15 protein-coding genes are annotated in these 18,391 nt (G+C 61.9%); 4 read left to right on the top strand and 11 right to left on the bottom strand.

What is annotated here, in order from left to right; genetic code table 11:
• Nucleotides 1–28: 28 nt before the first annotated feature.
• From P7C00_RS06110 to P7C00_RS06100, 3 genes are all read right to left on the bottom strand, one after another.
• Nucleotides 29–670 carry an OB-fold-containig protein gene (locus P7C00_RS06110; protein ID WP_194237949.1) on the bottom strand — a complete coding sequence of 214 codons (642 nt, stop codon included), beginning with the start codon at nt 668–670 and terminating at the stop codon, nt 29–31.
• Nucleotides 671–734: 64 nt separating this feature from the next.
• On the bottom strand, nt 735–1,430 hold the full coding sequence (locus P7C00_RS06105; protein WP_194237948.1) for a PspA/IM30 family protein: 696 nt from the start codon (nt 1,428–1,430) through the stop codon (nt 735–737).
• Nucleotides 1,431–1,445: 15 nt separating this feature from the next.
• The gene (locus tag P7C00_RS06100) at nt 1,446–2,066 is read right to left on the bottom strand and encodes a YjfI family protein (protein ID WP_346633481.1); all 621 of its coding nucleotides are present in this window, start codon (nt 2,064–2,066) and stop codon (nt 1,446–1,448) included.
• Nucleotides 2,067–2,384: 318 nt separating this feature from the next.
• Here P7C00_RS06100 and P7C00_RS06095 point away from each other — a divergent pair, with 318 nt between their 5' ends.
• Complete coding sequence (locus tag P7C00_RS06095) at nt 2,385–3,584, top strand: CaiB/BaiF CoA-transferase family protein (RefSeq protein ID WP_346633482.1); 1,200 nt, start codon at nt 2,385–2,387, stop codon at nt 3,582–3,584.
• Nucleotides 3,585–3,663: 79 nt separating this feature from the next.
• Entirely contained in the window at nt 3,664–4,512 is an 849-nt protein-coding gene (locus tag P7C00_RS06090) for a TIGR02285 family protein (protein ID WP_346633483.1), read from the top strand.
• A 168-nt stretch (nt 4,513–4,680) separates the two neighbouring features.
• Here the strand turns inward: P7C00_RS06090 and P7C00_RS06085 are convergent, their stop codons facing one another.
• Entirely contained in the window at nt 4,681–4,968 is a 288-nt protein-coding gene (locus P7C00_RS06085; RefSeq protein ID WP_346633484.1) for a DUF3509 domain-containing protein, read from the bottom strand.
• 218 nt (nt 4,969–5,186) lie between these two features.
• Between P7C00_RS06085 and P7C00_RS06080 the strand changes: the two genes are divergently transcribed.
• Nucleotides 5,187–5,840, top strand: a complete 654-nt coding sequence (locus P7C00_RS06080; RefSeq protein WP_346633485.1) for a response regulator transcription factor — start codon at nt 5,187–5,189, stop codon at nt 5,838–5,840.
• Here P7C00_RS06080 and P7C00_RS06075 read toward each other — a convergent pair.
• From P7C00_RS06075 to xerD, 6 genes are all read right to left on the bottom strand, one after another.
• Entirely contained in the window at nt 5,837–7,102 is a 1,266-nt protein-coding gene (locus tag P7C00_RS06075; protein ID WP_404938307.1) for an EAL domain-containing protein, read from the bottom strand. The two genes, P7C00_RS06080 and P7C00_RS06075, sit on opposite strands and share 4 nt — an antisense overlap.
• 91 nt (nt 7,103–7,193) lie before the next feature.
• Nucleotides 7,194–10,808, bottom strand: coding sequence for an ATP-binding protein (locus tag P7C00_RS06070; protein WP_404938306.1), 3,615 nt, complete (start codon nt 10,806–10,808; stop codon nt 7,194–7,196).
• Between the two features lie 91 nt (nt 10,809–10,899).
• On the bottom strand, nt 10,900–12,324 hold the full coding sequence (gene thrC, locus P7C00_RS06065) for a threonine synthase (RefSeq protein WP_404938305.1): 1,425 nt from the start codon (nt 12,322–12,324) through the stop codon (nt 10,900–10,902).
• Between the two features lie 107 nt (nt 12,325–12,431).
• Complete coding sequence (locus P7C00_RS06060; protein WP_346633488.1) at nt 12,432–13,736, bottom strand: homoserine dehydrogenase; 1,305 nt, start codon at nt 13,734–13,736, stop codon at nt 12,432–12,434.
• Nucleotides 13,737–13,871: 135 nt separating this feature from the next.
• Entirely contained in the window at nt 13,872–14,603 is a 732-nt protein-coding gene (locus P7C00_RS06055; protein WP_123727604.1) for a thioredoxin fold domain-containing protein, read from the bottom strand.
• Between the two features lie 149 nt (nt 14,604–14,752).
• Nucleotides 14,753–15,649: a site-specific tyrosine recombinase XerD gene (gene xerD / locus P7C00_RS06050; protein WP_346633489.1), complete on the bottom strand. Its 897-nt coding sequence runs from the start codon at nt 15,647–15,649 to the stop codon at nt 14,753–14,755.
• A gap of 107 nt (nt 15,650–15,756) precedes the next feature.
• On the opposite strand from xerD, the gene P7C00_RS06045 reads away from it, so the two are divergent.
• Nucleotides 15,757–17,559: a cation:proton antiporter gene (locus tag P7C00_RS06045; RefSeq protein WP_404938304.1), complete on the top strand. Its 1,803-nt coding sequence runs from the start codon at nt 15,757–15,759 to the stop codon at nt 17,557–17,559.
• A gap of 147 nt (nt 17,560–17,706) precedes the next feature.
• On the opposite strand, the gene P7C00_RS06040 is transcribed toward P7C00_RS06045, so the two are convergent.
• The gene (locus tag P7C00_RS06040) at nt 17,707–18,120 is read right to left on the bottom strand and encodes an acyl-CoA thioesterase (RefSeq protein WP_102861301.1); all 414 of its coding nucleotides are present in this window, start codon (nt 18,118–18,120) and stop codon (nt 17,707–17,709) included.
• Nucleotides 18,121–18,391: the final 271 nt, after the last annotated feature.

Below are 18,391 nucleotides of genomic sequence, written 5' to 3'. Positions count from 1 at the left end.
TCTCCTTTGATTCTGAGGAAGTCCGGGCTCAGAGGCCGCGAAACTCGTCCTCGGTAATGACCCGATAGGCGTGTTGCGCCTCCAGATACTCCAGTAACACGACGCGATCGCCGCGTTTGAAAGCTCGCGCCTCATCGGCACGCACACGCAGGATCAGGCCCGCGCCGCCGTTCTCGAGCACGGCTTCGCCGTGTTCCAGGGTGACTCTGCCGCTACGCACCACAGCCGTCTGCCCCAGCACCGACTGGCTGCTGGTGGCTTCCATCTTGTGAAACAGCGGACGCAGCGGGCTGCAGATTGCCGCGCTGATGGGCGCCGCCAGGAACAGTGCAACCACTGCCAGCAACAGGCCCAGGGGATAACGCAACCAACCCAGGGGCAGGTGGCTGAGAACATAGAGTTCGGCGAAATAGGTCAAGAACCAGCTGAAGAACATCAGCAGGGTCAGCACCAGGGTGACCGGCACCCCGTTGAGCTTGAACTTGATCAGCAGCCCGGCCAGACCTTCAGTGGCGTGAGCGCCTTCGAGCAGCGAGTCGGCCTCGAAGTCCAGCAGGTCGACCTCAAGCATGCCCATGGCCACCACGGCCCAGTAGATCACTGCCAGGCAGAGCATGAAGCTGAACAGCACTGTGGGGAACGACAACACTGTCTGCAGGAAGATTTCCATTGCTTTCCTATCCCTGAAAAAGCCGGGCAAGGCCAATCGGCCCCGCCCCTACAACAACGGTGAATCAGGACTTGCTACGGTCCTTGAGGCGCGCCAGCACGCTGTCGGCGCTGGTGTTGCCGGCAACGATCCCGGCTTCACGCAACTTGGCATCCAGGGCATCGTCCGGGTTGCTGGTGCTGGCCAGTTCGGCTGCGGCTTCCATCTTCGCCGCACGCTCGGCCTGCTTCTGCTTGATCCGCTCCAGAGATTCCACCGCGGTGTGCAGCTTGCTCTGGGAACCACCGTAGCGCTGAGCCACGGCCTGCTGGGCTTTCTGCACGCTCTCGGTGGCCTTGACGGTATCCACCTGCTGTTTCAAATGTTTGATATTGCCTTCGGCCTGGGTCACGGCCTTGCGCAATTGGGCCACGCTGGCGGCAAAACCATCGGCCTGCTCACGCTCGACCGCCAGGTCATTTTCCAGGTTGGCGATCTTCTGCGCTACTTCCTGGGCAAGATGTTCATTACCCGCTTCCAGGGCCTTGAGGGCATAGCTTTCATACTCGGCGATCTTCGCCGCGCTGCCATTGGCACGCTCGGCAGCGAGTTTCTGCCGGGCCATGATCTCGGCCAGGGCTTCCTTGGACTTGCGCAGTTCCTGGTCGGCGTCGCGGATTTCCTGATCGAGAATCCTCAGGGCCTGGCTGTCCACCAGGGCTTCGCCCGCTTCATTGGCGCCACCGCGCAGGGCGGTAAGCAACTTGCTCCATACGTTCATGTGCATTCCTCCAGGTCAGGCCTGAGCCTTCAAGTAGCCTTCATAGGCCTCGGTAGCCCTGATCACGTTGCTGGCCAGGGTTTCGATCTCGTAGAGCACGTTGGAGAGGATCGAGGTGGCGCTGAGCGCACCGAACATCATGTAGAAGCGCTCGCCGCCAAGACGGGTTTCCAGGCCGATGCTCGACAGCGGGAACAACTGTCGGCTGAGCAGCACTTCTTCGTTGAAGGCCTGCACATCGGTGACTTCGCTTTGCGGCCAGAGCAGCCCCTCTACCAGGATCTGCTCGCCGGACAAGGCGACGAACAACGGCAGGTCACCGTATTCGCGCATGGTCACGTGCAAGCTCGGTTCGGCACCCTCGAGCAGCTCAACGCTGGCTTCGCCGCTATTGAACAGCTCGGTGGCTGCCAGGGCCTGGCACAACGATCGGGCATTCCAGATCTGCGGCATGCTCATTTCTCCATCCTTTTCCACAGGAGCCAGCCCTTCGAAGGGCTGACGCAGTTTGCGTTCAACCGCCAGCAACGCCTGGGCGTTCTCGGGCAGTATCCAGACTTCCTTTTTCACCAGACCCTGATCACGCAGGCGCTGGCGGAATAAACGTTGGTAATGGGCTGAGGATTTGTTTTCCATGGCGCACAGACTAGAGCATCACATGTAAGGTTTTCAATTCATCACATGTAATTTTTTAAAGGGGTATTTGTAACAAGAGTTTTCTATCGATTCGCTCGAAACAAACCGCCGGCCCCGTGACGGGACATAGACCACATTGAGCGATTTGCAACCGCCTTTCTCATGAACCGCGCCATTAAACCCGCCACCCAAGAGAATGAGAAGCACAATTATCCCGGCATCGACCTGGAAATAATGAAGGAAGGCCACCGCCCAGCGCTGCCTTAATGGCAACCAATGGTCTAGGCTAGGCGGATTTTCCTGCCCAGCGGATGCCCCATGAATAGCCTCAGCAAGCCCCTCGCCGGATTGAAAGTGATCGAACTCGGCACCCTGATCGCCGGCCCCTTCGCCTCGCGCATCTGCGCCGAGTTCGGTGCCGAGGTGATCAAGGTCGAGTCTCCGGACGGCGGTGATCCGCTGCGCAAGTGGCGCAAGCTCTATGAAGGCACCTCGCTGTGGTGGTTCGTCCAGGCCCGCAACAAAAAATCCCTGACCCTGAACCTCAAGCACCCGGACGGCCTGGCGGTGCTCAAACAGCTGCTGGCCGAGGCCGACATCCTGATCGAAAACTTCCGCCCCGGGGTCCTGGAAAAGCTCGGCCTGGGCTGGGATGTGTTGCACGCCCTCAACCCGAAACTGGTGATGGTGCGCCTGTCCGGATTCGGCCAGACCGGACCGATGAAGGACCAGCCCGGTTTCGGTGCGGTAGGCGAATCCATGGGCGGCCTGCGCTACATCACCGGCTTCGAGGATCGTCCGCCGGTACGCACCGGGATTTCCATTGGCGACTCCATCGCTGCCCTCTGGGGCGTGATCGGCGCACTGATGGCCCTGCGTCATCGCGAGGTCAACGGCGGCCAGGGACAAGTGGTGGACGTGGCGCTGTACGAGGCGATCTTCGCCATGATGGAAAGCATGGTCCCGGAGTTCGATGTGTTCGGTTTTATCCGCGAGCGCAGCGGCAATATCATGCCCGGCATCACCCCCTCCTCGATCCATACCAGCCTGGACGGCAAGCATGTGCAGATTGGCGCCAACGGCGATGCGATCTTCAAGCGCTTCATGCTGCTCATTGGCCGCGACGATCTGGCCAACGATCCGGCCCTGGCCAGCAACGATGGACGGGATACCCGCCGCGATGAACTCTATGGCGTGATCGACCGCTGGGTGGCATCCCTGCCCCTGGACCAGGTACTGCAGCGGCTGAATCAGGCTGACGTCCCGGCGAGCCGGATCTTCAGTGCCGAAGACATGTTCCACGACCCGCAGTTCCTCGCTCGGGAAATGTTCCTCCAGGCCAAGCTGCCCGACGGCAAGGCCTTCAAGATGCCGGGCATCGTGCCGAAACTCTCTGAGACGCCCGGCTCCGCGGACTGGGTCGGACCCGAGCTCGGTGAGCATTCGACAGAAGTCCTGGCGAGCCTGGGCTACAGCAGCGAACAGATTCAACACTTGCGCAACTCTGGGGCGATCTAAGCTGAAAAACCGGTTCTCCATCAGCGCCCTGTCCGGCGCAAAACACCCCTTGCTACGCGGTCGCTTTCGGCGCTGCGTGATGTTTCTGCTCGCCCTGCTGTGGCTGCCGAACGCCTCCAGCGAACCCAAGGAGACACTGCTCTGGCTGCTGCGAGACCTGCCGCCCCTGAGCATTTTCGAGGGTGAACAGAAAGGACACGGGGTCATCGACCTGCTGATGCCGCAACTGATCGCCAGCCTGCCGGAGTACCAACAACAGATAGTCCGGGTCAATCGCGCCCGGGGCATGCAGATGCTGCGCGAGCCGACCTTCGTCTGCGACCCGTCGCTGATCATGAACAAGGAACGCGAACAGTGGGTGATCTTCTCCATCACCAGCTTCCGGGTCCTGAGCAATGGCTTGGTGATCCGCCGCGCCGACCATGAACACCTGGCCCACTTCCTCCAGCAGGGCAAGGTCGATCTGCGCGCCCTGCTCGCCAGCGGCCAGGAAAAAGTCGGAGTGGTCGCCGAGCGCAGCTATGGCCAGCAAGTCGACAACCTGCTGCAAGAAGCACCCGCGGATTCGGTCAATGCCCACCACGGCAACGACGCCCTGGGCAGCCTGTTGCAGATGCAACGCCTGGGTCGCCTGCGCTTGTTGCTGGGCTACTGGCCAGAGATTCGCTACCAGGCGATGCAGCAAGGCATAGACCCGCAGGAGCTGGAGTTCTATCCGATCCAGGGCACCCAGAAGTATCAGGAGATCCATATCGGCTGCAGCAAGACCGCCCAAGGGCGACAAGCCATCGCCCGGATCAACCAGGCCCTGCTCAAGCTGCGTGAGGATCGACTGGTTGAGCTGTACGCCACCTGGCTGGAGCCCGAGATGCGTGACCAGTACCGTGCCGACGCCCAGGCCTATTTCCACGATCTGCACGACCACTGACAAATCCCGGGCAAAAAGAAACCCCGAGAAGTGGGGAGACGACTCGGGGTTAAACGTGGTCTTTTACGACCCGTACCAGCAGGTTACAAGCACCGGAGCACAATGCCTGATCCTGCTGATACTGAGTCTGACTGACCGGGTGACGGGAAGGTTCCGTAAAAATTTGCATCAACTGCGCTGATCGAACACCTTGCCTTCAGCGACATGGCGCAACGCGGCGATCACACAAGGCTCCAGCCGGCCTTCGGCGATCAGCACATCACGGTGCAAGCCATCGACTACATCGGTGAGCAAACGCTTGTCGGTGAGCTGGGCCTGATTGACCTCACGCTCCACGACGATTGCGCCTGCAGCGTTCTTCAGGCTCACCAGACATTCGCCATAAGCGCCGCAAGGCGTCAGTGTGACCTGGTAGGGACTCAGCGACTCACTCAACAAAAGACTGATACTTTCCATCTAGATCACCACTCAATAGCTCGAATTAGAGGTTCGAAAACAAAAATGCCGGTAGCTTTCTGACATTCAAGTGACCATCGCTCAGAGAAGAAAGTTCGCCACGCCTACTGCTGCCGACCTGAGTCATTCGAGCATGCACGGGTAACATGACAGATATAAAACGGCCGACCAGGCGCAAACCACGCCGCCGTTGCATTGGAGCCCAAGCTTTGAAAGCAATGTCGAACAACAAATTGCGCATCATCCTTGCCGACGACCACCCGATCTTCCTGATCGGCTTGCGCGCCGTGCTGGAGCAGGACGACAGCCTGGCCATTGTCGGCGAGGCCAGTTCGCCTTCCGCCCTGAGCCAGCTGATGCAGGAGACCGAATGCGATGTGCTGGTCACGGATTTCATGATGCCCGAGGAGCAGCAGAACGACGGCCTGCGCCTGATCGAACAACTGCGCCGGCATCATCCCGATCTGCCCATCGTGGTGGTGACCATGCTCAACCACGCCGGGCTGTTTCGTTCGATCCTCGACCTGGGGGTGACGGGGTTGCTGAGCAAGGCCAGCCTGGCCGATGAACTGCCGTCAGCCATTGCCCATGCGCGACAGCACAAACGCTATGTGGCCCAGGCCATCAAGCGGGCATTGAGCCTTGCCGGCGAAGTGGGGCCGGATCGACTGGTCTCCAAGGATCAGTTGTCGCCCCGGGAGCTGGAAGTGATCCGCCTGTTGGCCGCCGGCCATGCGGTGGGAACCATCGCCGCTCAGCTCAACCGCAGCAAACAGACTGTCAGCGCGCAGAAAGTCAGCGCCATGCGCAAACTGGGCCTGGCCAGCGAAGCCGCGCTGTATATCTACGTCCAGGAACACGGACTGTCCTAGGCACACAAACCGGTGGTCTGCTCATCAAGGCCGTTGCAGCCCAGCCCCGGGGTCTCGGCCAGCCATTGGCGCATCTCGGCGGCGCCCATCGGCGGGGCGATAAAACACCCCTGCAGATGAGCCGCCCCCAAGCCCCTGGCCGCCACACAGTCGGACTCGGTCTCGATACCGGTCACCACCACCCCCAGGGACATGCGTCGCGCCATGCTCATCGCACCGCCGACCAGCGCCCGCTTGCGCTCATCGGCGGCCATGCCTGCGACAAACACCGGAGGGATCTTCAGCTCGGTGAAAGGCAGCTCCAGCAAGCGCTGCAGGCTGGTTCCTCCGGTACCGAAATCGCCGATGGACAACTTGCAGCCGATCATCCGCAGGCGCAGCAGCGCCTCGACATGGGCGGTGTCGGTCTGCAGTTGCGTGGTATCGATGACTTCCAGGGTCAGCATCCGCGCCGGCACTTCGAAGCGCCTCAGCAATGCCTCCAACTGACGAGGGAACAACGGCCGCTCGAGGATGCCGATGGGAATGTTCACAGCAATCGGCAGCCAATAGCCGAGCACCAGTTTCACTCCGGCCACCAGCTCGAGTGCCTGCTCCAGCATGTGCCAGGTGAAAACCTCTTGCAGGCCGGCGAACTCGATCAGCGGAAGAAATTCGCCAGGCATCAGCAAGCCCCGCTCGGGGTGCTGCCAGCGAGCCAGCGCCTCGACGCCTTGAAGACCGCCGTGTTGGTGAATGACCGGCTGAAAATGTGCAACACCACAACCCAGCACCGCTGCCAGCCCCTCGTCCTGAGTCACAGCCTCGAAGACAAAAGGCTCAAGGCCCAGCAAGTCCCGGAGCAATGTCTGGTTCAATTCGAGGCCGTCTGACCTGGAGTGCTGCTGATAGGCACAGAGCAAGTCGCCGATCACCGCCGCCGAAGCCGGCTTGGGCAGGCACGCGAGCACTTTCAACCCCAGCTCACGGGCCATGCCGGCCGTGCCTTCGAGCACATCCGGCTCTGCGTCGCTGAGAATGATCAAGGCCTTGGCCTGCTGCTGCAGGGCCAGTTCGCGGATCAGCTCCAGGCCATCGGTCTGCTCCAGGTACAGATCGCAGATGGCGATATCCACCGGTCCCTTGCTGTCCAGCGAACGCCGTGCGGACTCCTGGTTCTCGGCGGTCAGCACGTTGAAAACGCCATTGGCGTTGAGCATCTGGTGCAAGGCCATCAACTGGAACGAGTTGTCTTCGAGAATCAGCACTTTAAGCGAATGCATGGGGGCAACCTCCGATACGGCGCAGGTGGGAACAGTCCACTACGGGCCGACACGGTAATCAGACAAGTCCCAATCACACATAGGACAAGTCTTATTCGTCCAGAGCCGTCTGAATATCGCTGCGCAAAATACCAATGACCTCAAGCAGCAGCGGCCATTGGCTGCCCAGCGCCTGCTCTCGCCGCTCCTTGACCAGTACCTCCAGCTCGATACAGGCCTTGGCCAGGGGCAAGGCGTCGATCAGGCAACACACACCCTTGAGCCGGTGCAGGGTGCCTCCCAGGCGCCCCCAATCCCGCACCGCCAAGGCCTCTTCCAGCGCCTGCTGCTCTTCGCCAAGGTTGCGCAACAACTCCTGCAACATGCGCTGCAACACGTGTTCGTCGGCCTGGGTCATGCCGCGCAAGGTCTGGATGTTGAATGACGGCGACGGCAGGAATCGGGCCAGAGATTGGGCCAACTGATCCAGGGTCACCGGCTTGACCAGCAACTGGTCCATCCCCGCACGCTCGCAACGCTCTCGCTCGTCTTCGAACGCGTTGGCCGTGCAACCGATCACCGGACAGGGCGAGCGCCCTTCCTGCGCCTCGATCTGGCGGATGGCCTCGGTCAGGGCGTAGCCACTCATGCCCGGCATGTTGCAGTCGGTCATCAGCACATCAAAGGTCCCGGAGCGCCACCGCTGCAGCGCCTCACGGGCATCGCCACAGGCCACGACCCGATGCCCGAGAAACATCAGTTGCTGGCTCAGGACCATGCGATTGGCGCTCAAGTCATCCACCACCAGCACTTCGATGCTGCGGCTCGGCGGACGCTCGGCAGGCGGCGAAACTTGCGGATCGAGATCCTCGCTGACCCGTTCCAGATACAGCTCGATGACAACAACGGTCCCGGCCCCAGGCTCACTCAGCAGGTGAATGCGCCCGCCCATCAACTCGATCAACTGCCGGCAGATGCTCAGCCCCAGCCCAGTGCCGCCATAGGTCGAAGAGGTCATTGCATCCGCCTGGACAAAGGGCGTGAATATCTTCGCCTGCTGCTCGGCGCTGATCCCCGGGCCGGTATCCGCGACGCTGATACGCAGACACGGGACACCGGACTCATCAGGCTGGCGCTCCACCGTCACCCGTACCTCACCTTCAGCGGTGAACTTCAAGGCGTTGCTCAACAGGTTGTGCAGGACCTGGCGCAGGCGCAACGGATCAAAGAGGTAACGCCCCCGGGCTTCCTCGTTGAAGACCAGTTGCAGGTGCACTCCCTGGTTGCGCGCGGTCACCTCGAAGAGCTGCCGGACACTGTCGAAAAAGGGCTTGAGGGCGGTGACCTGCGGCACCAACTGCATATGGCCGGCCTCGATCTTGGCCAGATCAAGGCTGTCACCCATCAGGCTGATCAACTCCTGGGCAGACTGATAGGCCACCCGCAGGGCCTCGGAGAATGGCGCGCCACGCACCCTGGCCTGCTCTTTCTCCAGCTCCAGCAAGCCAATGATGGCGGTCATCGGCGTGCGGATCTCATGACTCATGGTGGAGAGAAAAGCGCTCTTCGCGGCATTGGCCTGGTCGGCGGACTGACGTGCCTCCACCAACTGGTTCTCCAGGCGCTTGCGCTCGGTGATATCGATCCAGCCACCCAGCAAGCCCTGCAGACGGCCTTCGGCGCTGTAGAACGGGACCGTCCATTGATAGGCGTGGATCGATCCGTTGCGCGTCTCCACCTGGCGGTCGGCAAACACCGACTCCTCGGACGCCAGCAACTGCATGATCTCGCCATGCAGCTGGCGAGCGGTGGCCGCGGGCAACAGATCCAGCTCCGTCAGTTGGCGCCCCTGAATCAGCTCCAGGCTCGTCCCCAACTGCTGTTCATAACTCTTGTTGCAGGTGATCAGGCGCCCCTGCAGATCACGGACAAAGATCGGGTTGGGAATGCCGTCAAGCAGGGCCCGCATGAACACCAACTGATCGTTGAGCCGCTGCTCGGCTTGCAATCGCTGCTGAATCTGCAGCTTGAGCCGACTGCTCCAGGCCAGGGAAATCAGACCGAACAGCAATGCGGTGGAAATGGCCCAGTACACCCAGGTCGGCACCCGCTGCCAGACCGGCATCGGCACCGGCGTGGCCCCCAGCCATTTGAGACGGATAGCACTGAGCTCCGCCACCGGCAGCGCCTCCAGCGACTTGTTGAGGATACTCAGCAGCTCGGGCTGATCCTTGCGCACAGAAAACTCGTCGGCGGACCAGGTACCTTCAACGCTGCGCCCCACCCGCAACCCATCGTCAGCGGGCCCCAACCCCAGCGCCTGGACCTGGACCTCGTTCTGAATGGTGGCCATGGCTTCACCACTGCTGACCAGAGCCCGAGCCTCCTCATAGCTGGCAACGCTGCGCAGCCGAATATCGGGATAGTAGCGCCGGATGTAGCTCTCAAGGGTGTGCCGCGCCGGCAACGCCAGTACCTCACCGGCCATCTGCTCCAGGCTGCTGAGGCGGCGATCCTCGGGGCGCACGACAAAGACCCAGGCAGCACCACCAAAGGCATGGGAGAAATTCAGGAACAACCGCCGGTCCTCACTGGCCGTGAGGGTAGAGTTCATCTGCGCCTGTCCACTCTCCAGCCACTCCAGGGTCTGCGCTGTGGACAGGCTCTCCTTGTGCACAAAATGCAGGCCGGTCATGCGCGAAATGCGGTTGAGCAGATCGATGTTCAGGCCGGCCCAGCGCCCCTCCTTGTCCTTGAACACATGGGGCGGGTACTGCTGGGACGCCACCATCACATGGGGATGCTGGAGAATCCAGGCCTGCTCCTCGGCGCTGAGCTCGATACGCTCGCCGGAGATGTTCGCCCCCAGGCCGGTGGTCCAGCGGGCCTGTATTTCCCGCTGCAAGGATTCGTCGATGCTCTGTAGCGCCTGCTCCAGCATGCCTGCCAACAGGGCGTTGTCGTCACGGGTGGCAAAGGCGAAGCCGGTCGGCGGCAAGCGGCTTTCATCCTGAATATGCACCGCCAGATAAGGGCGCAAGGCCTTGTAGGCTCGGACGATGATCTCATTGCCGATGAAGGCGTCGGCGTCCCCTTGGTTCAATGCTTCCAGGCCACTGTAGAGGTTAGGCGAGAGCATGATCTGACTGTTCGGATACGCCGCATGAACCTGTTCGGCGTTGGCATAGCCGTCCAATAGCACCAGTTTCTTGCCGGCCAGATCATCACTGGGGCTCGACCCGTCGCGGCGCACCACCACCACGGCCCTGTCGGGCATGTAGTCGCTGGTGAAGCGCAGCCCCGAGAGGCCGCGCTCATAGCCATTGGCACTGGTCAGCACATCGATGGTGCCGTTGCGCAGCGCTTCAACCGCCTGCTCACGCTCGGAAAACCCCAGGACTTCCATTGTCACGTCCAATCGCTCGCCCACCAGGCTGAGGTAATCGGCGCTGATGCCCTGATAGCGATTGCGGTCCCGGGTGATGTCGATGGGCTGGTAGTCGTCGATGGCAATCCCCACCCTCAGGCGTGAATGCGTCGCCAGCCATTGGCGCTCGTTGGGCGCCAGGGTCAGGGGTTCCAGCTCGACGAACGCCGGCACCAGTTTGAAAGGCAGGTTCTTCGCCGTGCCGGCCAGCGCGACACCCCAGAGTACGGCCCAGCTCAGCAGGCCCGCCACGAGCAGGCCCAGGACACGCCGTACCCTGTAAGTTAGACGAAGCATCATCCGGGCCTCCCTGCCCCTGACGGGCCAAGCTTGTAGATGAAAAAACAAAGCCCGTCAGGAGACGGGCTTCGTGGACGACAAGACCAAGGGATCAGAGTGGCTTGCCACGATTGCCGTGCTGGCTGACAAAAGCCTGCACCGCTTTCAGGTCATTGGCCAGGACCGTGCAGCGTTCTTCGCGCTGGAACAGGTCGGACAGGTGCGCCGGCAGCTCCAGAGCCTTGCCGACACCGGCCTTCTCCACCGCGTCCGGGAACTTGACCGGGTGCGCGGTGCCCAGGATCACCATCGGCGTATCCAGGCTGCGTCGGCACTCACGGGCGGCCTTGACGCCAATCGCGGTATGCGGGTCGAGCACCTCGCCGGTCTGCTCGAAGACTTCGGCGATGGTCTCGCAGGTCTGCTCGTCGTTCACCGCCAGGGAGTCGAACAGCTTGCGCGCCTCGGTCCAGCGATCTTCTTCGACGCTGAAACCGCCGCCCTGCTTGAAGCTGTCCATCAGACCGGCCAGTGCCGCGCCATTGCGACCGTGGAGGTCGAACAGCAGGCGCTCGAAGTTCGACGAAACCATGATGTCCATGGACGGCGACAAGGTCGCGTGCAGGGTTTCCTTGACGTACTGATTACCGCTCATGAAGCGGTGCAGGATGTCGTTGCGGTTGGTGGCGACGATCAGCTGGCTGATGGGTAGGCCCATGTTGCGTGCCAGGTAACCGGCGAAGATGTCGCCGAAGTTGCCGGTGGGCACCGAGAACGCGATGGAGCGCGCCGGACCGCCCAGCTGCAGGGCCGCGTGGAAGTAGTAGACGATCTGGGCCATGATCCGCGCCCAGTTGATCGAGTTCACTGCCACCAGACGGGTGCCCTTGAGGAAGCCCTGGTCGGCGAAGCTGGCCTTGACCATTTCCTGGCAGTCGTCGAAGTTGCCGTCGATGGCGATGTTGTGGATGTTCTCGCCGAGGATGGTGGTCATCTGCCGGCGCTGCACTTCCGAGACGCGGTTGTGCGGATGCAGGATGAAGATGTCGACGTTGTCGCAACGCTTGCAACCTTCGATGGCCGCCGAACCGGTGTCACCGGAAGTGGCACCAATGATCACCACGCGCTCGCCGCGCTTCTCCAGCACATAGTCCAGCAGGCGACCCAGCAGTTGCAGGGCGAAGTCCTTGAACGCCAGGGTCGGGCCGTGGAACAGCTCCAGCACCCACTCATTGCCGTTGAGCTGACGCAGCGGGGCAATGGCGCCGTGGGAGAAGGCGCCCTGCTCTGACGACGCATAGGTTTCTTCCAGGATTTTCTTGAATACGGCATCCGGAATGCTGCCGGTGACGAACGGGCGCATGACCCGGAACGCCAGCTCGTGATACGGCAGGCCGGCCCAGGAAGCGATTTCTTCCTGGGTAAAGCGCGGCAGGTTCTCTGGCACATAGAGACCGCCATCACTGGCCAGACCTGCCAGCAGCACATCTTCGAAATTCAGGGCCGGTGCCTGGCCACGAGTACTGATATAGCGCATGGGGACAAACCTTCGGTTTGAGCCTCAAGCCGCAAGCTTCAAGCCTCAAGTCAAAGCCGATCAGCTTCTGACTTGGCGCTTGCCGCTCGCCACTTGCGGCTGCTTCATTAATTCAAATGTTCGACGCGGATACGAACCACTGGGCCGACGACGCCCTGCAGGGCCTCCAGCGCGGTAATCGCATCGTTGATGTGCTGCTCCAGAACACGGTGGGTCAGCAGGATCATCGGCACCAGGCCATCCTGCTCTTCCACTTCCTTCTGCATGATCGATTCGATGTTGATGCCGCGCTCGGAAAGAATGCTCGCCACCTGAGCCAGTACGCCCGGGTGATCCTTGGCCTGGATGCGCAGGTAGTAGGCACTCTCGCAGGACTCGATCGGCAGGATCGGGTGATCGGACAGGGAATCAGGCTGGAAGGCCAGGTGCGGCACGCGGTTTTCCGGGTCGCTGGTCATGGCGCGAACCACGTCCACCAGATCGGCCACCACCGACGAAGCGGTCGGCTCCATACCCGCGCCAGCACCGTAGAACAGAGTCGAACCGGCAGCATCGCCATTGACCATCACCGCGTTCATCACGCCGTTGACGTTGGCGATCAGGCGGTCGGCCGGGATCAGGGTCGGGTGTACCCGCAGCTCGATGCCGGCCTCGGTGCGGCGCGCCACACCCAGGTGCTTGATGCGGTAGCCCAGGGCTTCGGCGTAGTTCACGTCGGCCGTGGTCAGCTTGGTGATGCCTTCGGTGTAGGCCTTGTCGAACTGCAGCGGGATACCAAAGGCGATGGACGCCAGGATAGTCAGCTTGTGGGCAGCGTCGATGCCTTCAACGTCGAAGGTCGGATCGGCTTCGGCGTAACCCAGGGCCTGGGCTTCAGCCAGCACGTCTTCGAAGGTGCGGCCCTTCTCGCGCATTTCCGAGAGGATGAAGTTACCGGTGCCGTTGATGATCCCCGCCAGCCAGTTGATGCGGTTGGCCGACAGCCCTTCACGGATCGCCTTGATCACCGGAATGCCACCGGCCACGGCGGCTTCGAAGGCCACGATCACGCCCTTCTCCTGGGCCTTGGCGAAAATCTCGTTACCGTGGACGGCGATCAGCGCCTTGTTTGCGGTGACCACGTGCTTGCCGTTCTCGATGGCCTTGAGCACCAGCTCACGGGCCACGGTGTAGCCGCCCACCAGCTCGATGACGATATCGATTTCAGGGTTGGTGGCGACGGCGAAGACATCGTGGGTAATCGCAATACCGGTCGTCTGGAACTGCGGCTTTGGCGTACGGGTAGCAATCTGCGCTACTTCGATTCCACGCCCGGCACGGCGGGCAATCTCCTCGGCGTTGCGCTGAAGTACGTTTAGGGTACCGCCACCGACAGTACCCAGCCCACAGATGCCTACTTTGACCGGATTCACTCTGAACTCCCCATAAAACGGCCGACTCTAGGCCGGCCGTGGAAAACAGCCGCAAACAGCGCGGCTCTCTATTAATGGCCCGTCGGCATTCACCGGCGGGCCATGATCGTCAAAGGCTAGCGTGACGATGCAGGATTATTTCGCACCCAGGGCCAGTTTGGCGATCTGTGGTGCCGGCTGGTAGCCGGGAATGACTTGGCCATCAGCCAGGACGATGGCCGGCGTGCCATTGACGCCGATCGACTGGCCCAGGGCGAATTGCTTGGAAACCGGGTTCTCGCACTTGGCGGCCTTGATTTCCTTGCCGTCGACCATTTTGTCCAGGGCGGCTTTCTTGTCCGCCGAGCACCAGACCGCTTGCAGTTGTTCATCACCCGGCGAACCCAGGCCCTGACGCGGGAAGGCGACGTAGCGCACTTCGACACCCAGCTTGTTCAGCGCCGGTATTTCAGCGTGCAGCTTGTGGCAATACGGGCAGGTGGTGTCGGTGAACACGGTGATGTGGGTCTTGGTCTCGCCGATAGCCGGATAGACCACAGTTTCAGCGACCGGAATACCGTTGATCAACTTGGAAATACCCAGGCGTTCGGTTTTTTCCGTCAGGTTCACCGGCTTGCCGTCCTTGAGCTGGAACAGATAGCCCTGGACCACGAACTGGCCGTCGGCACTGGCATAGAGTACGCGACTGCCCTTGAGCTTGACCTCGTACAGACCGGCCAGGGGACTGGCGGTAATGCTCTCCACCGGCACTTCGAGCTGCAGGGTCTCGAGGCTTTTGCGAATGGCTTTCTCGGCACTGTCATCGGCCATGGCGAAGGTGCTGAGCAACGCCAGGGAGGCGGCGGCAAAAATCTGGGTCAAACGCATGGGAACTCCTGAAGGCGGGCAAATGGGCAACTTGGAGCGGTCGCAATGGCAACGGCCCGCAAACACCCGTTTTGCAAACCGGCAAAGCCTACCACATCTGTTTGCCGGCACCGACTACGGGCGACGCAAAGCGCCGCCCGGGAGCCAAATCAACCCCGCGGGTGATGCTTGGCGTGCAGATCCTGGAGACGGGCACGGGCCACATGGGTATAGATCTGGGTGGTGGACAGATCACTGTGGCCCAGCAACATCTGCACCACTCGCAGATCGGCACCGTGATTGAGCAAGTGCGTGGCGAAGGCGTGGCGCAGGGTGTGAGGCGACAGCGCCTTGCCGATTCCGGCCACCTTGGCCTGGTGCTTGATCCGGTGCCAGAAGGTCTGCCGCGTCATCTGCTCGCCACGCGAGCTGGGAAACAGCACATCGCTGGGCCGCCCGCCCAGCAGCTCGGCCCGGGCATCACGCATGTATCGCTCGACCCAGACAATCGCTTCCTCGCCCATGGGCACCAGGCGCTCCTTGCTGCCCTTGCCCATGACCCGCAACACACCCTGGCGCAGGTTGACCTGCTCCAGGGTCAGGCTGATCAGCTCGGTCACCCGCAGGCCGCAGGCGTAGAGCACCTCCAGCATGGCGCGGTCGCGCTGGCCGATGGCTTCGCTCAAGTCCGGCGCCGCCAGCAACGCCTCGACATCGGCCTCCGACAGAGACTTGGGCAGCGGACGCCCCAGTTGCGGCATGTCGATCTGCAAGGTCGGGTCGATCTCGATCAGCTTTTCTCGCAGCAAATAGCGATAGAAGCCACGCACTCCCGAGAGGAATCTGGCCGTGGACCGGGGCTTGTAGGCCTGCTCCACGCGCCAGGCCAGATGATCGAGGATCAGTTCGCGTCCGGCCCGCGGCAACTCCAGCCCCTGCTCCTGCAACCAGCCGTTGAACAGCGCCAGGTCACTGCGATAGGCATGGCGGGTGTTGTCGGACAGGCCTTTCTCCAGCCACAGGGCATCGAGAAAACGGTCGATCAGGGGGTGGTCGATGGCGGGCATAAAGACTCGAAAGGCACGGCCCAGGGGCCACGCGTAAAAAAATAGTGAACTGCGCAGAGGGTCGCTAGTCTTTCATAGCCAGCCATTTCAAGGAACAGGGTGCATTGATGAGTGAACAACAGATTCTGCTGGCCTTCGGCGGCATCGGCGCGGCGGCACTGGGTTGCCAATGGCTGGCCTGGAGACTGAAACTGCCGGCCATTCTGTTCCTGCTGCTGAGCGGCATTCTCGCAGGCCCCGTGCTGGGCTGGCTCGACCCCCAGGAGATGTTCGGCCCGCTGTTGATGCCTCTGGTATCCCTGGCGGTGGCGCTGATCCTGTTCGAAGGCAGCCTGACCCTGCACCTCTCGGAATGGCGTGAAATCGGCAGCGTGGTGCACCGCCTGGTGACCATCGGCGCGCTGTCCACCTGGGCGGTGATCACCCTCGCCACTCACTGGCTGCTGGGCTTCGACTGGATGCTGGCGCTGCTGTTCGGCACCCTGACGCTGGTCACCGGGCCGACGGTGATCGTGCCCATGTTGCGAGTGGTGCGACCCAAGGCCTCGATCGCCAATATCCTGCGCTGGGAGGGCATCGTCATCGACCCTATCGGCGCCCTGCTGGCAGTGGTGGTCTACAGCTTCATCATCGCCAGTGCCGCCGGTGAGGGCCTGAGCCACAGCCTGCTGACCTTTGGCGGAGTGATTCTGTGCGGCAGCCTGTTCGGCATCGCCGGCGGCTGGGTCCTGGGCACCATCATGCGTCGCCAGTGGCTACCGGAGTACCTGCACAACCTGGCGACCCTGGCCGCAGTCCTGGGAATCTTCATCGCCTCCAATCAGGTGATGCACGAATCCGGGCTGCTGGCGGTGACCCTGATGGGCATGTGGATGGCCAATATGAAGGGCGTGGACGTGCGACACATCCTGCACTTCAAGGAAAACCTCAGCGTGCTGCTGATCTCCGGGCTATTCATCCTGCTGGCAGCGCGCCTGGATCTGAAGGCACTGATCGCCCTGGGGCCGCTGGTGCTGATACTGCTGCTGGTGATCCAGTTCATCGCTCGCCCGCTGAACGTGTTGCTGTCCACTGCCGGTTCCAGCCTCAACTGGCGTGAACGCGCCTTGCTGGCCTGGATTGCACCAAGGGGGATTGTCGCAGCAGCGGTGTCGGCCATCTTCGCCATCCGCCTGGATGAAGCCGGTCACGAGGGGGCGTTGCTGCTGGTGCCACTGACCTTTGCCGTGATCATCGGTACCGTGGTCCTGCAAAGCGCTACTGCCCGGCCCTTGGCGCGCCTGTTGAAAGTGGCCGAACCGGCCCCCAGCGGCTTCCTGATTGTCGGCGCCAACGGCCCGGCACGCACCATTGGCAAGGCCTTGCAGCAGTTGGGCAGCCGAGTGCTGCTGACCGACTCCAGTTGGGAGAATATCCGTGCAGCACGCATGGAAGGCCTGCCCACCTATTTCGGCAATCCGGCCTCGCAGCACGCCGACGCGCATCTGGATCTCGTGGGATTGGGGCATTTGCTGGCGCTCTCACCTTCAGGCGAACTCAACACCCTGGCGGCCATGCGCTTTCGTCACGACTTTGGCCATCAGCGCCTTTACGCCCTGGCCAACAGCCAGGAAAGCCGACGCACCGACAAGCACCGCGCCAGCCACGAACATCGCGGCCAGCTTCTGGGCAGCGAAGCCTTGACCTACACCAAACTGGCGAGCCTGCTGGGCCAGGGCGCCGAGCTATACAGCACGCACCTGACCGAAGCCTTTGGCTGGGGCGACTACCAGACTTTGCACGGCGAACGCGCGACCCTGCTGTTCGCCCGCGACAGCAACGGCTGGGTGCATGTAGTCACCCCAGAAAGCGACCTCAAGCCGACGGCTGGCTGGACCCTGCTGGCCCTGATCCTGCCCGAGTCCCTGTAACCGAGTTCCCCTGTAGGATCTGGCTTGCCAGCGAAGAGACCCGCAAGAACGCCTTCGCCGGCAAGCCGGCTCCTACACAACCGAGATCCCGTAGGAGCTGGCTTGCCAGCGAAGAGGCCCGAGCCCCATTCGTCGGCAAGCCGGCTACTACGCTGCGAATCCTGGAAGCACCGGCACCGGACGCTTGTCGTCATCGATGGCGACGAAACTGAACAGGCCATGAATGGCCTTCTCCCTTCCGTCGCAGCTCATGCTCTCGACAAACACCTCCACCTCGACCTTGAGGCTGGTGTTGCCCACCTTTACTACCCGACCTACCAGCTCAACAATCGAACCGGCGGCAATCGGATGATTGAAGTCGATCCGATCGGTGGACACCGTCACCAGCGGCAAGCGACAGAAACGCGTGGCAGCAATGAACGAAACTTCGTCCATCCATGCCAGGGCAGTGCCACCGAACAGGGTGTTGTGGTGATTGGTGGTGGACGGGAATACCGCCTTGGTCACGCGGGTCACCGAGAGCTCGGTGCGGCGCTGAATTTCTTGCTCACGAAGGGTCATCGGACTACTGCCTGAATGGATAGATCCGCGCAGGGGCACGCTGCGGGCATGGAACACCGATGAGCGCTGCAAGGCAGCGACCAAAGGCTTGATGGGAACAATCGGGGGCCGCCTGCCTGTGGATAACAACAGACCAGGAGCGCCGGGAGTGCGTGACTCACCCTAGGTGTCCCGTGCAGGCTGCACGGCGCGGGCGATCACACTTTATTGGGTCGGCGAGTATATCGCCGCCCAGCAGGGGCCGAAAGAACCCGGCTGGGGTCAGAGGCCA

Source organism: Pseudomonas sp. JDS08PS003 (assembly GCF_045013505.1).
In the GTDB taxonomy this organism is placed as follows: Bacteria; Pseudomonadota; Gammaproteobacteria; order Pseudomonadales; family Pseudomonadaceae; genus Aquipseudomonas; species Aquipseudomonas protegens_B.
The sequence above is the reverse complement of the archived record's forward strand: the minus strand, read 5'-3'. Positions and strand labels throughout refer to the sequence as shown.